The organism is Streptomyces parvus (genome assembly GCF_032121415.1).
In the GTDB taxonomy this organism is placed as follows: Bacteria; Actinomycetota; Actinomycetes; order Streptomycetales; family Streptomycetaceae; genus Streptomyces; species Streptomyces globisporus_A.
Genome location: NZ_CP135079.1, coordinates 5,319,892 through 5,336,784 on the forward strand (window position 1 = coordinate 5,319,892; position 16,893 = coordinate 5,336,784).

8 protein-coding genes, 1 tRNA gene and 1 rRNA gene are annotated in these 16,893 nt (G+C 69.7%); 9 read left to right on the forward strand and 1 reads right to left on the reverse strand.

Annotation, left to right across the window (positions count from 1 at the left end; genetic code table 11):
• Positions 1 to 34: 34 nt before the first annotated feature.
• Positions 35 to 151, forward strand: a 5S ribosomal RNA gene (gene rrf / locus RNL97_RS25030).
• A 146-nt stretch (positions 152 to 297) separates the two neighbouring features.
• Positions 298 to 370 (forward strand) — tRNA-Thr (locus RNL97_RS25035).
• 74 nt (positions 371 to 444) lie between these two features.
• Here RNL97_RS25035 and RNL97_RS25040 read toward each other — a convergent pair.
• Positions 445 to 3,072 carry a SpoIIE family protein phosphatase gene (locus tag RNL97_RS25040; protein ID WP_243315365.1) on the reverse strand — a complete coding sequence of 876 codons (2,628 nt, stop codon included), beginning with the start codon at positions 3,070 to 3,072 and terminating at the stop codon, positions 445 to 447.
• Between the two features lie 401 nt (positions 3,073 to 3,473).
• On the opposite strand from RNL97_RS25040, the gene RNL97_RS25045 reads away from it, so the two are divergent.
• The 7 genes from RNL97_RS25045 (at position 3,474) to RNL97_RS25075 (ending at position 16,861) form a co-directional block, all read left to right on the forward strand.
• The gene (locus RNL97_RS25045; RefSeq protein ID WP_030592282.1) at positions 3,474 to 8,933 is read left to right on the forward strand and encodes a HAMP domain-containing protein; all 5,460 of its coding nucleotides are present in this window, start codon (positions 3,474 to 3,476) and stop codon (positions 8,931 to 8,933) included.
• Positions 8,934 to 9,177: 244 nt separating this feature from the next.
• A complete protein-coding gene (locus tag RNL97_RS25050; RefSeq protein ID WP_030592279.1) occupies positions 9,178 to 9,855 on the forward strand; it encodes a response regulator in 678 nt (225 codons plus the stop codon).
• A gap of 117 nt (positions 9,856 to 9,972) precedes the next feature.
• Positions 9,973 to 12,756, forward strand: coding sequence for a DNA translocase FtsK (locus tag RNL97_RS25055; RefSeq protein ID WP_243315367.1), 2,784 nt, complete (start codon positions 9,973 to 9,975; stop codon positions 12,754 to 12,756).
• A 321-nt stretch (positions 12,757 to 13,077) separates the two neighbouring features.
• Positions 13,078 to 13,878 (forward strand): helix-turn-helix domain-containing protein, encoded by an 801-nt coding sequence (locus RNL97_RS25060; RefSeq protein ID WP_030592272.1) that lies wholly within the window; start codon positions 13,078 to 13,080, stop codon positions 13,876 to 13,878.
• Between the two features lie 165 nt (positions 13,879 to 14,043).
• Positions 14,044 to 15,525 (forward strand): 30S ribosomal protein S12 methylthiotransferase RimO, encoded by a 1,482-nt coding sequence (rimO, locus tag RNL97_RS25065; protein ID WP_030592269.1) that lies wholly within the window; start codon positions 14,044 to 14,046, stop codon positions 15,523 to 15,525.
• Positions 15,522 to 16,355: a CDP-diacylglycerol--glycerol-3-phosphate 3-phosphatidyltransferase gene (gene pgsA / locus RNL97_RS25070; protein ID WP_030592266.1), complete on the forward strand. Its 834-nt coding sequence runs from the start codon at positions 15,522 to 15,524 to the stop codon at positions 16,353 to 16,355. The genes rimO and pgsA overlap by 4 nt, the downstream gene beginning before the upstream one ends.
• Positions 16,352 to 16,861: a CinA family protein gene (locus RNL97_RS25075; RefSeq protein ID WP_030592263.1), complete on the forward strand. Its 510-nt coding sequence runs from the start codon at positions 16,352 to 16,354 to the stop codon at positions 16,859 to 16,861. The genes pgsA and RNL97_RS25075 overlap by 4 nt, the downstream gene beginning before the upstream one ends.
• Positions 16,862 to 16,893: the final 32 nt, after the last annotated feature.

Below are 16,893 nucleotides of genomic sequence, written 5' to 3' on the forward strand. Positions count from 1 at the left end.
GTGTTGTTGCCCGGTGTTCAAATTTTCATAGTGTTTCGGTGGTCATTGCGTTAGGGAAACGCCCGGTTACATTCCGAACCCGGAAGCTAAGCCTTTCAGCGCCGATGGTACTGCAGGGGGGACCCTGTGGGAGAGTAGGACGCCGCCGAACAATTTTTCCGGGGAAGCCCCGCACCTTTTGGTGCGGGGCTTTTCTGCGTTCCGGACCCGGCCGGCGGCTTATCTGTCCCTGCGATCGCGATTATGCGTATCCCCTGATCCCGTGTATGGTTTACCTCGTTGCCACAGCGCAACGAGGCCCCAATAGCTCAGTCGGTAGAGCGTCTCCATGGTAAGGAGAAGGTCTGCGGTTCGATTCCGCATTGGGGCTCGGAACAACGAAAGGCCCCCGCCACACGGCGGGGGCCTTTCGCGTTGAAGCGGAGCAGGCGGGAGTCGCGGGAGTCAGACGAGGGGAGGCTCCGGGACGCGCATGGCCAGGATCGCCATATCGTCCGAGGCCGGCTCGGCGGCGAAGCGTTCCACGGCCCGCAGGATGCGTGCGGCGACCGCTCCGGCCGTCAGGCCCGTACACGTCGACAGGACGTCCGCGAGGCCGTCGTCGCCCAGCATGCGGGTTCCCTCGCGGCGTTCGGTGACGCCGTCCGTGACGCACAGGAGGACGTCGCCGGGGTTGAGGACGACCTCCTGCTCGTACAGCTCGAGGTCGTCGAGTACGCCGAGCAGGGGCTGCGGTTCCGCGGCGGACTCCACGGATCCGTCCTGACGCAGCCGCAGTGGCAGCGGGTGGCCGGCGCAGACCACCTTCAGGAGGGCGCTGCCGTCCTCCTGGGGCCACAGCTCGCCGTAGAGCAGGGTCAGGAAGCGGCTGCGGGTGCCCTCGTCGAGGATCGCCGCGTTGAGGCGCTCCAGGACCGCCGGGCCGTCGAAGCCCTCGCGGGCCAGCAGGCGCAGCGCATGGCGGGCCAGGCCCGTGACGGCGGCCGCCTCGGGGCCCGTACCGCAGACGTCGCCGATGGCGAAGCCGTACGCGCCGTCGCGGATCGGGAAGACGTCGTAGAAGTCGCCGCCGACCTCGTTGCCCTCGCCCGCGGCGCGGTAGATGACCTCGATCTCGACGTTCGGCACGTCGGGGAGGCCCGGGGGCAGCAGGCTGCGCTGGAGGGACTGGCTGATCGCCATGCGCTCCGAATACAGGCGGGCGTTGTCCAGGGCCAGGGCGGCCCGGCGGGACAGGTCCTCGGCCAGTTCCAGGATCTCCTGGCGGAAGTGGTCGTCCGAGGGCTTCCCGAGCGTCAGCATGCCGATCACGCGGTTGCGGGCGACCAGCGGAAGGACCACCGTCTCGCCGCCGACCGCCTGGGCCGTGGCGAGCGTCGTGCGCGTGGCCGTACTCATGCTCAGCGGCGCGTCGTGGGCCAGACTGCGGGTCGACGTGGACAGGGCCGCGCGGTGGCCCGCCTCCGAAGGGGCGGCCCAGACGCGGGCGCCCGGGGTCGGGACCGGATCCGGCGGGTCGATCTTCGAGAGCAGGGCCTTGAGGCCGTCGATGAGGTCCTCGTCCTCATGGAGCACATACGAGAGGTACGGCTCGGAGGACTGGTCCGCGATCGTGTAGACGGCGCACCAGGTGGCCAGGGTCGGGACCGTCATCTGCGCCATGAGCGCCAGCGTCTGGTCCCGGTCGAGCGTGCCGGCCAGCAGGTCGGAGGCCTCGACGAGGAAGGACAGGGAGCCGCGGCGCAGCCGTTCCAGCTCGCCGAGGCGGGCGGACTCCACGGCCAGCGCGATGCGGTCCGCGGCGAACTGAAGGCGCAGGGCCTCCTCGTTCGAGTAGCGGCCCGCGCCCTCCGCCGCGACGCCGAGGGAGCCGGTGAGCCGGCCCTCGACCTTCAGCGGGACCGTGACGACCGAGCGCATCCCGGTGTCGGTGAGGAGCGGGACGGCGCCGCGGACGGCGGTGAGGTCCTCGTGGACGGCCGGCATGCGGGCGGAGCCGTAGCGTCCCGTTCCCGCTTCGACGGGGACGCGGGCGAAGCGCTGGCGGGCCGAGGGGAGGCCCGTTGTCGCGCGGACCTCCAGCTCCGTCTCGTCGTCGGTGGCCAGGAGGAGGAACGCGGCGTCGGCGTCGAGCATGTCGCGGGCGCGCTCGACCGTCCGCTGGAGGAGGCCGTCGAGGTCGTCGGGGGCGGGGGAGCCGATGAAGACCTCGAACGGGTCCGCGGTGCGGCTGTCGGACGAGGCGTCGGAGACCGGGGCGCGGACCGGGGTCTGGAGGACGGCGCGCTCGTCGTCGCGGACGAGGAGGCAGACCGTGGACGGGTCGCCGCCGGTGTCGCGGACCCGCAGGTGCGAGGCGTAGACGGCGATGGTCCGGCCGTCCGCGCCGCGGATGCCGTAGCTGCCCTCCCAGCGGGAGAGCTGGAGGGCGTCGGCGATGCCGGTGTTGGTGCCCGGCGTGTGCGGCCAGGCCACGAAGTCGGTGAACTGCTTCCCGGTGACCTGCTCCGCGGTGTGCCCGAAGACGTACGCGGCGTCGTCGTTCCACGCGCTGATCGCGCCCTCGCTGTCGATCTGGACGACGGCGACCCGGATGCGCTGGTCGGTGACCGGGAGGAGCGAGGTGGGCAGGACCGGGCCGGCGGAGCGGATGCCCACGGGCCGGTCGGGCAGGTCCAGCTGGAACCAGACGTGCTTGCGGGTGGGGGAGTACTCGACGCCCCAGCGGGAGGCCAGGGCGGCGCAGAGCAGCAGACCGCGGCCGTTCTCGCGGTCCGGGCTGCCGAAGTCGAGGGCGGTGCTCTGGAGCGGGACCTCGCGTTCCGGGTAGTGGTCGGAGACCTCGACGCGGACGCCTTCCTCGGTGCGCAGGCACAGGACGTCGGCCGCCGTCCCCGCGTGGATGACGGCGTTGGTCACGAGCTCACTGGTGAGGACGACGGCGTCGTCGACGACATCGTTGTAGCCCCACCCCTGGAGCGTGTCCCGGACGAAGGCGCGGGCGGTCGCGACCGAGCGCCCGACCGGTTCGAAGGTGGCGGCCGCGCGCGCGGTGATCACAGCACTCCCCATATTGGTGTCTCGTCGCTTCCCCGAGTCCTGTGCCCGTTTATCGCCGCTTCGATTCGCTTGCCAGGCTAGACGTTCGCCGAGGGTGCCGGGTACACGAGGGCCGAGTTCGGGACAAGTCGCCCCGGTGGTGGTGCGCGGGCGCACAAGTATGGACTCCTGGTGCAAGGGATGGGGTGCAACCGGTACAGGTTCCCCGCGGACCTGTCCCGGCCTGGTACGTTGCAACGATTTGACGTCCGCCCGGTCACCCGTTGACGGTGTGCTGTGGCGGTGAGCCAAAGTGGAACTGGGCAAGCTTCCGGATAGGCCCGAGTGAAACGGTCAACCCCTGCGGGAGGGACACGGTGGAGTCTGGCGTGGCGGCGCAGGGTTCGCAGACGCGTACAAAAGGCGGACAGTCCGTGAAAAAGCAGCGCAATGGCACCGTCGAAGTGGACGCGGCAGCTCTGAACAGAGTGCTCGCGGGCCTCGTGGCGATGCGCGACGGCAATTTCCGCAGGCGGCTCACCGTCTCGGGCGACGGTGTGATGACGGAGATCGCGGCGGTCTTCAACGAGGTCGCCGACCGGAATCTCCACCTCACCGGCGAGCTGGCGCGTGTACGGCGGGTGGTCGGGCGCGAGGGCAAGCTCACGGAGCGGCTGGAGACGGGCGCCTGTGAGGGCTCCTGGGCCGCCGCGATCGACGCCTCCAACGAGCTCGTCGACGATCTCGCGCGACCGGTCTCCGAAGTGGGCCGGGTCCTGTCGGCGGTCGCCGACGGCGACCTGGAGCAGCGGATGGAGCTGCGCTCGCACACGCAGGACGAGACGGTGCGGCCGCTGCGCGGTGAGTTCCTGAAGGTCGCCCGTACGGTCAACAACCTGGTCGACCAGCTGTCGGTCTTCACCGAGCAGGTGACCCGGGTCGCCGTCGAGGTGGGCACCGAGGGCAAGCTCGGGGGCCAGGCGCAGGTGCGGGGGATGTCCGGGTCCTGGAAGGACCTCACGGACTCCGTGAACACCATGGCGTACCGGCTGACGGCCCAGGTGCGGGACATCGCGCTGGTGACGACGGCGGTCGCCAAGGGTGATCTGTCGCGGAAGGTCACCGTCCATGTGGCCGGTGAGATGCTCCAGCTGAAGAACACCGTCAACACGATGGTCGACCAGCTGTCCTCGTTCTCCTCCGAGGTGACGCGCGTCGCCCGTGAGGTGGGTACGGAGGGCGAGCTGGGCGGCCAGGCGACCGTGCCGGGTGTGGCCGGTGTGTGGAAGGACCTCACCGACTCCGTCAACACGATGGCGGGCAACCTCACCTCCCAGGTACGCGGGATCGCGGAGGTGACGACGGCGGTCGCCAGCGGTGACCTGACGCAGAAGGTCACGGTGAGCGCGCGCGGTGAGGTCGCGCAGCTCGCCGAGACGATCAACCAGATGACCGAGACGCTGCGGACCTTCGCGGACGAAGTGACCCGCGTGGCGAGCGAGGTCGGTGGCGAGGGGCTCCTCGGCGGTCAGGCGCAGGTGCCCGGTGCCGCCGGGACGTGGAAGGACCTCACCGACTCGGTGAACACGGTCTTCCGCAATCTGACGACGCAGGTGCGCGACATCGCGCAGGTGACGACCGCCGTGGCCAGCGGCGACATGTCCCAGAAGGTCACGGTCGACGTGGCCGGGGAGATGCTGGAGCTGAAGAACACCGTCAACACGATGGTGGACCAGCTCCAGTCCTTCGGTTCCGAGGTGACCCGGGTGGCCCGGGAGGTCGGCGTCGAGGGCCGGCTCGGCGGACAGGCCGAGGTGCCGGGTGCGGCGGGGACCTGGAAGGACCTCACCGACTCGGTGAACACCGCGTTCCGCAACCTGACCGGTCAGGTCCGGGACATCGCGCAGGTCACCACGGCGGTCGCCAACGGTGACCTGTCGCAGAAGGTCACGGTCGACGTGGCCGGCGAGATGCTGGAGTTGAAGAACACCGTCAACACGATGGTGGCGCAGCTCTCCAGCTTCGCCGACCAGGTGACGCGGATGGCCCGGGACGTGGGCACCGAGGGCCGCCTCGGCGGTCAGGCGCGCGTGGACGGCGTCTCGGGTACGTGGAAGGAGCTGACGGACTCCGTCAACTCCATGGCCGGGAACCTCACCTCCCAGGTGAGGCAGATCGCGCAGGTGACGACGGCGGTGGCGCGGGGCGACCTGTCCCAGAAGATCGACGTGGACGCCCGGGGCGAGATCCTGGAGCTCAAGAACACCATCAACACCATGGTCGACCAGCTCTCCGCCTTCGCCGACCAGGTCACCAGGGTGGCCCGCGAGGTGGGTACGGACGGCCGCCTCGGCGGTCAGGCGCAGGTGCCCGGTGTGGCCGGAGTGTGGCGCGATCTGACCGATTCGGTGAACGGGATGGCGGGGAACCTCACCGCTCAGGTCCGTAACATCGCGCAGGTCGCCACGGCGGTGGCGCGCGGTGACCTGTCGCAGAAGATCGACGTGGACGCCCGGGGCGAGATCCTGGAGCTGAAGAACACCCTCAACACGATGGTGGACCAGCTGTCCAACTTCGCGGAGCAGGTGACGCGGGTCGCCCGTGAGGTGGGTACGGAGGGCATCCTCGGCGGTCAGGCCGAGGTGCAGGGGGTCTCCGGTACCTGGAAGGACCTCACCCAGTCCGTCAACGGCATGGCGAACAACCTGACCCTCCAGGTCCGCAACATCGCCGAGGTCACCACCGCGGTCGCCAAGGGCGATCTCTCGAAGAAGATCACCGTCGACGCCAAGGGCGAGATCCTCGAACTGGTCACGACCGTCAACACGATGGTCGACCAGCTGCTGAACTTCGCCGACGAGGTCACCCGGGTCGCCCGCGAGGTGGGCACCGAGGGGATCCTCGGAGGCCAGGCGCGGGTGCGCGGGGCGACCGGCATCTGGAAGGACCTCAGCGAGAACGTCAACCTGATGGCCAACAACCTGACCAGCCAGGTGCGCAACATCTCCCGGGTCTCCTCCGCGGTCGCCAACGGCGATCTGACGAAGAAGGTCACCGTGGAGGCGCGCGGCGAGGTCGCGGAGCTGGCCGACACGTTCAACACGATGGTGACGACGCTGTCCTCGTTCGCCGACGAGGTCACGCGGGTGGCCCGTGAGGTGGGTACGGAAGGCGAACTGGGCGGCCAGGCCCGGGTGCCGGGGGTCGCCGGTACGTGGAAGGACCTCACCGAGTCCGTGAACTCGATGGCCTCCAACCTGACCGGCCAGGTGCGGCAGATCGCCACGGTCACCACCGCCATCGCCAAGGGCGATCTGACCAAGAAGATCGACATCGACGCGCGCGGTGAGATCCTGGAGCTGAAGAACACCATCAACACGATGGTCGACCAGCTGTCCTCGTTCGCCGAGCAGGTGACCCGGGTGGCCCGCGAGGTGGGTACCGAGGGGCAGTTGGGCGGTCAGGCACGGGTGCGGGACGTGGACGGCACCTGGCGCGACCTCACCGAGTCGGTGAACGAGATGGCCGGGAACCTGACCCGGCAGGTGCGCGCCATCGCGGCCGTCGCCACCGCGGTGACCCGCGGCGATCTGAACCTCAAGATCGATGTGGACGCTGCCGGGGAGATCCAGGTCCTCCAGGACAACATCAACACGATGATCGCGAACCTCCGCGACACGACCCTCGCCAACAAGGAGCAGGACTGGCTGAAGGGCAACCTCGCCCGGATCTCGGGTCTGATGCAGGGCCGCCGCGATCTGGACGACGTGGCCTCGCTGATCATGAGCGAGCTGACGCCGGTGGTCTCGGCGCAGCACGGGGCGTTCTTCCTGGCGATGGCCCCGGGCGACTCGGACGAGGTCGGTCCGGACAACGGCGAGGACGGCTCGTACGAGCTGCGGATGCGGGGGAGTTACGGCTACTCGGCGGGTTCGATGCCGACCTCGTTCCGGCCCGGCGAAACGCTCATCGGGACGGCGGCCGAGGAGAAGCGGACGATCCAGGTGGACAATGTGCCGCCGGGGTATCTGAAGATCTCCTCCGGTCTCGGGGAGGCCCCTCCGGCGCATGTGATCGTGCTGCCGGTGCTCTTCGAGGGCAAGGTCCTCGGGGTGATCGAGCTGGCCTCCTTCCAGCCGTTCACGCACATCCAGCGTGACTTCCTCAACCAGCTCGCCGAGATGATCGCGACGAGCGTCAACACGATCAGCGTCAACACCAAGACCGAGAAGCTGCTGGAGCAGTCGCAGGAGCTGACCGAGCAACTGCGTGACCGCTCGCAGGAGTTGGAGAACCGGCAGAAGGCCCTCCAGGCGTCCAACGCCGAACTGGAGGAGAAGGCCGAGCTGCTGGCCCAACAGAACCGCGACATCGAGGTGAAGAACACCGAGATCGAGGAGGCGCGGCAGGTGCTGGAGGAGCGCGCCGAGCAGCTCGCGGTCTCGATGCGCTACAAGTCCGAGTTCCTGGCGAACATGTCGCACGAGCTGCGCACCCCGCTCAACTCGCTGCTGATTCTGGCCAAGTTGCTGGCGGACAACGCCGAGGGAAACCTCTCGCCGAAGCAGGTGGAGTTCGCCGAGACGATCCACGGGGCCGGATCCGACCTGCTCCAGCTGATCAACGACATCCTCGACCTCTCGAAGGTCGAGGCGGGCAAGATGGATGTCAGTCCGACCCGGATCGCGCTGGTCCAGCTGGTCGACTACGTGGAGGCGACCTTCCGCCCGCTCACCGCGGAGAAGGGGCTCGACTTCTCCGTACGGGTGTCGCCGGAGCTGCCCGCGACGCTGCACACCGACGAGCAGCGGCTGCTCCAGGTGTTGCGCAACCTGCTGTCCAACGCGGTGAAGTTCACCGACACCGGTGCGGTGGAGCTGGTGATCCGTCCGGCCGGCGCCGATGTGCCGAACGCGATCCGGGAGCATCTGCTGGAGTCGGGTTCGCTGCGGGACGCGGACGCCGATCTGATCGCCTTCTCGGTCACCGACACCGGGATCGGGATCGCGTCCAGCAAGATGCTGGTGATCTTCGAGGCGTTCAAGCAGGCGGACGGCACGACGAGCCGGAAGTACGGCGGCACCGGTCTCGGTCTCTCCATCAGCCGGGAGATCGCGCGGCTGCTCGGCGGCGAGATCCATGCGGCGAGCGAGCCCGGACGGGGCTCGACCTTCACCCTGTACCTGCCGCTGCACCGTGCCGAACTGCCGCCCCAGGGCTACCCCTCGGTGGGTTCCGGTTCCGCCGAGGTGCTGGGCGGCGCGGGTGAGATGGGGCAGGCGCAGTCGCCGCAGGGCCAGTCGGCTCCGTACGGCGACCCGGCCAACTCCGCCGGGGTGTTCCGCAGGCGGCGCAAGGCCCTGGGGGACGCGGCCCGCAAGCCCGCGCTGCCGGCCGGGCGCACGGCGTCCGGGAACGCTCCGCAGCAGGAGGAGTGGGTGCAGGGGAGCCAGGGCGAGAGCCAGGCGCAGGAGCAGGGTGCGGCGGCCGAGCCGGCGCCCCGGCGGACGTTCCGCTTCCGGGGCGAGAAGGTGCTCATCGTCGACGACGACATCCGTAACGTCTTCGCGCTCACCAGCGTGCTGGAGCAGCACGGGCTCTCCGTGCTGTACGCGGAGAACGGCCGTGAGGGCATCGAAGTCCTGGAGCAGCACGACGATGTGACGGTCGTGCTGATGGACATCATGATGCCCGAGATGGACGGGTACGCGACGACGACCGCGATCCGGCGGATGCCGCAGTTCGCCGGGCTGCCGATCGTCGCGCTCACCGCGAAGGCGATGAAGGGCGACCGGGAGAAGGCCATCGATTGCGGAGCTTCCGACTATGTGACGAAGCCGGTCGACCCTGATCATCTGCTTGCGGTGATGGAGCAGTGGATGCACGGAGAGTGATCGAGGATTGATTGAATTAGCGTGAGTTGTTGACCGACTGTGCTCGAACGGGTGTGAACGCGCTGCATTCGGGGAACCTTCTGGTCTCCCACCGCGTTTGCGGTATGTGCACAGTGACATCGTGGTGACAGGGTGTGGTGACGCGCGGGGTGCGGCTACCATGACCGGCACAAGGACGGACGGCGTAAGGGAGTCGTCCCCTGGGGCGGCACCCGGTGCATTTCCGGGGCGAGGAGGGCGGGCCATGGTGCAGAAGGCCAAGATCCTCCTGGTCGATGACCGGCCGGAGAATCTGCTGGCGCTGGAGGCCATCCTCTCTGCGCTCGATCAGACACTGGTCCGGGCATCGTCAGGGGAGGAGGCGCTCAAAGCGCTGCTCACGGACGACTTCGCGGTCATTCTGCTGGACGTCCAGATGCCGGGCATGGACGGTTTCGAGACCGCCGCGCACATCAAGCGGCGGGAGCGGACCCGGGACATCCCGATCATCTTCCTCACCGCGATCAACCACGGTCCGCACCACACGTTCCGCGGGTACGCGGCCGGTGCGGTGGACTACATCTCCAAGCCGTTCGACCCGTGGGTGCTCCGGGCCAAGGTCTCCGTCTTCGTCGAGCTGTACATGAAGAACTGCAAGCTCCGCGAGCAGGCGGCTCTGCTGCGACTCCAGTTGGAGGGCGACGGCCACGCGGGCGGTGGGCACGACAAGGAGCCGGCCGGTCTGCTGGCCGAACTCTCCGCACGGCTCGCGGCGGTCGAGGAGCAGGCGGAAGCGCTCTCCAAGCAACTCGACGACGAACACGCGGACGCGGCTGCGGTCGCCACCGCCGCTCACCTGGAGCGCAAGCTGACCGGTCTGCGCCGTGCGCTCGACGCGCTGGAGCCGGGCACCGGCGGGGGCGTCCTGCCCGCACAGAGCTGACATCCCGGGTCCGTTGCTGTGAAGCGGCGTCAGTTCCCGGCCGTCCGGAGGCGACACGGTCGGGTGAACCAGTAGGCGAACGTGTTCACGGGCGACGACAGCGGTAACCTCGGCACCATGGCCTCACGTACGTCCGGCAAGGGTTCCCAGGGCACGGCGGGCACCGCGAAGCGCGTCGGCCGTACTCCGGGCCCGGCGAAGAAAGCCGCGCCCGTCAAGAAGACCGCACCGAAGAAGTCGGCGGCTCCCGCCAAGAAGGCTCCCGCGAAGAAGGCGGCGGCCAAGAAGCCCGCGCCCAAACCCGCGCCGTCACCCACCGGGGGCGTCTACCGGCTGGTGCGCGCGGTCTGGCTCGGTACGGCACACGGCGTCGGCGCGCTGTTCCGCTCGATAGGGCGTGGCGCCAAGGGACTTGACCCCGCCCACCGCAAGGACGGGCTCGCACTGCTGCTGCTCGGCCTGGCGCTGATCGTCGCCGCCGGTACCTGGTCCAATCTGCAGGGGCCGGTCGGCGACCTGGTCGAGATGCTGGTGACCGGCGCCTTCGGCCGGCTCGATCTGCTCGCGCCGATACTGCTGGGCGCGATGGCGGTGCGGCTCATCCTGTACCCGGAGCGGCCCGAGGCCAACGGCCGTATCGTCATCGGCCTTTCCGCGCTGGTCATCGGCGTCCTCGGCCAGGTCCACATCGCCTGCGGTTCGCCGGGCCGGGACGCGGGCACCGAGGCCATGCAGGACGCCGGAGGGCTGGTGGGCTGGGCCACGTCCAAGCCGCTGATCTTCATGATGGGCGAGGTGCTCGCCGTACCGCTGCTGGTGCTGCTGACCGTCTTCGGGCTCCTCGTCGTCACCGCCACCCCGGTCAACGCCATTCCGCGGCGGCTGCGTCAGCTCGGCGTCCGCCTCGGCATCGTCGAACCCACCCCCGCGGAGATCGAGAGGTACGAGGACGACGACGAGCGCTACGACGAACAGTGGCGTGAGGCCCTGCCCGAGCGGACCCGTCGGCGCGGCGCACGGCGTACGGACGCGGACCCGGTCCACGACCAGGCCGAGGAGGAGGCGCTCACCAAGCGCCGCAGGACCCGCAGGCCCTCCGCGCAGCCCGCGATGAACCGGCCGCTGGACGCGGTCGACGTCGCGGCCGCCGCCGCTGCCGCGCTCGACGGGGCCGTGCTCAACGGCATGCCGCCCTCGCCGGTCGTCGCCGATCTGACCCAGGGCGTCTCCGCGGACCGGGAGCGCACCGGCACGCCCGTGCCCGGGGCCCGGGAGGCCGAGGGGGAGGAGCGCCCGAAGCCCGGAGTCCGGAAGTCCGCCCCCGCGCCCGAGGGCGCCGAGGAGCGGTCGGGCGGGGTGCCCGACCTGACCAAGCCCGCCCCCGAGTCCTCGCCGGGGCTGCCCGCCCGGGCCGAACAGCTCCAGCTCTCCGGCGACATCACGTACTCCCTGCCCTCGCTCGACCTGCTGGAGCGCGGCGGCCCCGGCAAGACCCGCAGCGCCGCCAACGACCGCGTGGTCGAGTCGCTGACCACCGTCTTCACCGAGTTCAAGGTGGACGCCGCCGTCACCGGCTTCACCCGGGGCCCCACCGTCACCCGGTACGAGGTGGAGCTCGGACCCGCGGTGAAGGTCGAGAAGATCACCGCGCTGACCAAGAACATCGCCTACGCGGTGGCCAGTCCGGACGTCCGGATCATCTCGCCGATCCCGGGCAAGTCGGCGGTCGGCATCGAGATCCCCAACAGCGACCGGGAGATGGTCAACCTCGGCGACGTGCTGCGCCTGTCCGAGGACGACGACCCGATGATGGTGGCCTTCGGCAAGGACGTCGAGGGCGGCTACGTCATGCACAGCCTGGCGAAGATGCCCCACATGCTCGTGGCCGGCGCCACCGGCTCCGGTAAGTCGTCCTGCATCAACTGCCTGATCACCTCGGTCATGGTGCGGGCCACCCCCGAGGACGTGCGGATGGTCCTCGTCGACCCCAAGCGCGTCGAGCTGACCGCGTACGAGGGCATCCCGCACCTGATCACCCCGATCATCACCAACCCCAAGAAGGCCGCCGAGGCGCTGCAGTGGGTCGTGCGCGAGATGGACCTGCGCTACGACGACCTCGCCGCCTTCGGCTACCGGCACATCGACGACTTCAACAAGGCGGTACGCGAAGGCAAGGTGAAGCTCCCCGAGGGGAGCGAGCGGGAGCTGTCCCCGTACCCCTATCTGCTGGTGATCGTCGACGAGCTGGCCGACCTGATGATGGTGGCCCCGCGCGACGTCGAGGACTCGATCGTCCGGATCACCCAGCTCGCCCGCGCGGCGGGCATCCACCTGGTGCTCGCCACCCAGCGGCCCTCGGTCGACGTGGTGACCGGTCTGATCAAGGCGAACGTGCCCTCCCGGCTCGCCTTCGCCACCTCGTCGCTCGCCGACAGCCGCGTCATCCTCGACCAGCCCGGCGCGGAGAAGCTGATCGGCAAGGGTGACGCGCTCTTCCTCCCGATGGGCGCCAACAAACCCACCCGTATGCAGGGCGCTTTCGTCACCGAGGACGAGGTCGCCGCCGTCGTCCAGCACTGCAAGGACCAGATGGCCCCGGTCTTCCGGGACGACGTCGTCGTCGGTACGAAGCAGAAGAAGGAGATCGACGAGGACATCGGCGACGACCTGGACCTGCTCTGCCAGGCCGCCGAGCTGGTCGTCTCCACCCAGTTCGGATCGACCTCGATGCTCCAGCGCAAGCTGCGGGTCGGCTTCGCCAAGGCGGGCCGGCTGATGGACCTGATGGAGTCCCGCTCCATCGTCGGACCCAGCGAGGGGTCCAAGGCGCGGGACGTCCTGGTGAAACCCGACGAGCTCGACGGGGTGTTGGCCATCATCCGCGGGGAATCCGCTCCGTAACGGAATCCGCTCCGTAAAGGTTTTGTGGGCAACCGTTTCGTACGGTCGTACGTCCAGTTGAAGGGAGGGACGGAACCGTGCTCCTCCCCGCAGCTCGCTCCGTCACCACCTCACCCCTACTCCCACCCCCGTTCGGCCCACTACAGGTTGCCCAGTCCTCGATCGGGGCTGTCCTCCGCCCCCGCTCCGCACCGGAGCCGGAGGCGCGGACGTCCGGCGAACCCGATGGCGTACAAAGTCGGCCCTCCCGGTTGCCCCGCCCTTTCGTACCCCCCCTAGACTGAACATCCAGCAGGTGGCTCACGCTCGAAAGGCGCCCCCGTGTCCATCGGCAACTCCCCCGAAGACGACCGGCCTTCGATCGGTCGTTCCCTTCAGCAGGCTCGCATCGCCGCGGGTCTGACGGTCGAGGAAGTCAGCAGCTCCACCCGGGTGCGCATCCCCATCGTGCACGCGATCGAGCAGGACGACTTCTCCCGCTGCGGCGGCGATGTCTACGCCCGCGGCCACATCCGCACGCTCGCCCGTGCCGTCGGTCTCGATCCGGAACCGCTGGTCGAGGAGTACGACGCCGATCACGGCGGCCGTCCCGCCCCGACCCCCGCGGCGCCGCTGTTCGAAGCGGAACGCATCCGCTCCGAACCCCGGCGGCCCAACTGGACCGCCGCCATGGTCGCCGCCATCGTCGCCGTCGTCGGGTTCGTCGGCTTCACGCTCTTCAGCGGCGAGGACGAACCCTCCAGCACCGCCCAGGTCGCGGAGGGCTCCAAGCCCGACAAGACCGCGGCCAAGCCCACCGCCACCAAGCCCTCCGACCCCAAGCCCGTGCCCTCCGAGAGCGCCATCGCCGCTGCCCCGCGGGACAAGGTGACGGTCAAGCTCAGCGCGGACCGCGGCAAGAGCTGGATCTCGGTCAAGGACCACAACGGACGGCGGCTCTTCGACGGGCTGCTGCTCCAAGGCGAGTCCAAGACCTTCCAGGACAAGGAGCGCATCGACCTCGTCCTCGGCGACGCCGGGTCGATCGACCTCTTCGTCAACGGCAAGCAGGTCGAGGACCGCTTCGGTCCCGGCCAGGTCGAACGGCTCTCCTACACCAAGGGTGACCCCGAGGCCGGCTGATCCGCGCCCCTCGTTTCCCCTGCCGCGCCCCGACGGGCGCCCGGCCTCGTGCCGGGCGCCCGTCGGCGTTCCCCGCCCCGTCCGGCTGCTACGGGGAGTAACAGCGGCGGAGGCAGGCAACCCTGCACGGCAGGGCGGTCGCCGGGACGAAGTAGTCTTGAGTCCATGCCCGAACGCCGTACCGTCGCCCTTGTCACTCTTGGCTGCGCCCGTAACGAGGTGGACTCGGAGGAGCTTGCAGGCCGCTTGGCAGCGGACGGCTGGGACCTCGTCGAGGACGCCTCGGACGCGGATGTCGCAGTCGTCAACACCTGTGGGTTCGTCGAAGCCGCCAAGAAGGACTCCGTCGACGCCCTGCTCGAAGCCAACGATCTGAAGGACCACGGCCGCACCCAGGCCGTCGTCGCCGTCGGCTGCATGGCCGAGCGCTACGGCAAGGACCTCGCCGAGGCCCTGCCGGAGGCGGACGGGGTCCTCGGATTCGACGACTACGCCGACATCTCCGACCGGCTCCAGACCATCCTCAACGGCGGCATCCACGCCTCGCACACCCCGCGCGACCGCCGCAAGCTGCTGCCGATCAGCCCCGCCGAGCGGCAGGACGCCGCCGTGGCGCTGCCCGGCCACGCCCAGGAGACGCCCGCCCCGGCCCCCGAGGACCTGCCCGAAGGCGTCGCCCCGGTCTCGGGGCCCCGGGCACCGCTGCGCCGCCGGCTCGGCACCAGCCCCGTCGCCTCGGTCAAGCTCGCCTCCGGCTGCGACCGCCGCTGCTCCTTCTGCGCCATCCCCTCCTTCCGCGGCTCCTTCATCTCGCGGCGGCCCTCGGACGTCCTCCAGGAGACCCGCTGGCTGGCCGAGCAGGGCGTCAAGGAGGTCATGCTCGTCTCCGAGAACAACACCTCCTACGGCAAGGACCTCGGCGACATCCGCCTCCTGGAGACCCTGCTGCCCGAGCTGGCCGACGTGGACGGCATCGAGCGGATCCGGGTCAGCTACCTCCAGCCCGCCGAGATGCGCCCCGGCCTCATCGACGTCCTCACCTCGACGCCCAAGGTCGCCCCGTACTTCGACCTCTCCTTCCAGCACTCCGCCCCCGGCGTGCTGCGCGCGATGCGCCGCTTCGGCGACACCGACCGCTTCCTTGAGCTCCTGGACACCATCCGGAGCAAGGCGCCCCAGGCAGGTGCCCGCTCCAACTTCATCGTCGGCTTCCCCGGCGAGACCGAGGCGGACCTCGCCGAGCTGGAACGCTTCCTCACCGGCGCGCGCCTCGACGCGATCGGCGTCTTCGGCTACTCCGACGAGGAGGGCACCGAGGCGGTCGGCTACGAGAACAAGCTGGACGCCGACGTCATCGCGGAGCGCCTGGCCCACATCTCCCAGCTGGCCGAGGAGCTGACCTCGCAGCGGGCCGAGGAGCGCGTCGGCGAGACCCTCCAGGTGCTCGTGGAGTCCGTGGAGTCGGAGGACGACGGCGAGGTCGCGATCGGGCGCGCGGCCCACCAGGCCCCCGAAACGGACGGCCAGGTGGTCTTCACCACACGCGAGGGACTCGTGCCGGGCCGTATGGTCGAGGCAAAGGCAGTGGGCACCGAGGGCGTCGACCTGGTGGCCGAACACCACGAGCTTGCGGAGGCAGCCAGATGACGGGAGCCCCGGCATCCGCGGCAGGCGGCTCCGGCGCGAAGCCGGCCCGCGGCGGCAAGCTGGGCACTGCGGCCGTCAACCAGGCCAGCCTGTGGAACATCGCCAACATCCTGACCATGGTGCGACTGCTGCTCGTACCCGGCTTCGTCCTGCTGCTGTTCCACAACGGCGGCTACGACCCGGCCTGGCGCTCCTTCGCCTGGGCGGCCTTCGCCGTCGCCATGATCACCGACCTGTTCGACGGCCATCTCGCGCGGACGTACAACCTGGTCACCGATTTCGGGAAGATCGCCGACCCGATCGCCGACAAAGCGATCATGGGCGCGGCGCTGGTCTCGCTCTCCGTCCTCGGCGATCTGCCCTGGTGGATCACCGGCGTGATCATCGCGCGTGAGCTGGGCATCACGCTGATGCGGTTCTGGGTGATCCGCCATGCCGTGATCCCGGCCAGCCGGGGCGGCAAGCTGAAGACGCTCGCGCAGGGGACGGCGGTCGGGATGTACGTCCTGGCGCTCACCGGACCCCTGGCGACCCTGCGGTTCTGGATGATGATGGTCGCCGTCGTGCTGACGGTCGTCACCGGACTCGATTACGTACGCCAGGCCGTCGTCCTGCGCCGCAAGGGCCTGGCGGCGGAGCGCGCCGCCGCGGTCGAGCGGGCGGCACAGGCCACGGAGGCCCTGCGGTCCGCGGCCGGGGGTACAGCCGAGGGCACGGTCGGCGCGGGTTCCACCGCCGGCGCCGTGGCCGGTGTGACAGACGTACGCGGCGGTGTGACGGAAGTACGCGGTACGGCCGAGGCGCGCGACGCCGCGGAGGCCGAGCGGTGACAGCCGCTGCCCGGGTGCTCCGGCTCCTCGGGGCGCGGGGCGAGACGCTCGCCGTCGCGGAATCGCTGACCGGCGGCCTGGTCGCCGCAGACCTGACCTCCGTACCCGGAGCCTCGCGGTCCTTCCGAGGCTCGGTCACGGCCTACGCCACCCCTCTCAAGCGGGACGTCCTGGGCGTCGACGCGACCCTTCTGGCGGAGCGCGGCGCGGTGGACCCCGAGGTCGCGCTGCAGATGGCGGCCGGTGTGCGCCGGGCGCTCGACGCGGACTGGGGTGTTTCCACCACGGGTGTCGCGGGGCCGGAACCCCAGGACGGGCAGCCCGTCGGCACCGTCTACGTGGCCGTCGCCGGACCCTCCGGCGTCGAGAAAGTGACGGCTCTGCGGTTGAATGGTGAGAGGGCGGATATCCGTAGTGAGAGTGTGCGCAGCGTCCTCGAACTGCTCGCGAGCGAACTCGGTGGGAATGCGCGGGCACAGGATACGGAACAACACGGGGGGAATTGATGTTTGCAGCCCTGAGTGAACACGACATCGCT

Excerpts from the sequence above, each read along its gene's own strand:
- rimO (WP_030592269.1), top strand. The coding sequence starts at position 14,044 with ATGCCCGAACGCCGTACCGTCGCCCTTGTCACTCTTGGCTGCGCCCGT.
- RNL97_RS25040 (WP_243315365.1), bottom strand. The coding sequence starts at position 3,072 with ATGGGGAGTGCTGTGATCACCGCGCGCGCGGCCGCCACCTTCGAACCG.
- pgsA (WP_030592266.1), top strand. The coding sequence starts at position 15,522 with ATGACGGGAGCCCCGGCATCCGCGGCAGGCGGCTCCGGCGCGAAGCCG.
- RNL97_RS25050 (WP_030592279.1), top strand. The coding sequence starts at position 9,178 with ATGGTGCAGAAGGCCAAGATCCTCCTGGTCGATGACCGGCCGGAGAAT.
- RNL97_RS25055 (WP_243315367.1), top strand. The coding sequence starts at position 9,973 with ATGGCCTCACGTACGTCCGGCAAGGGTTCCCAGGGCACGGCGGGCACC.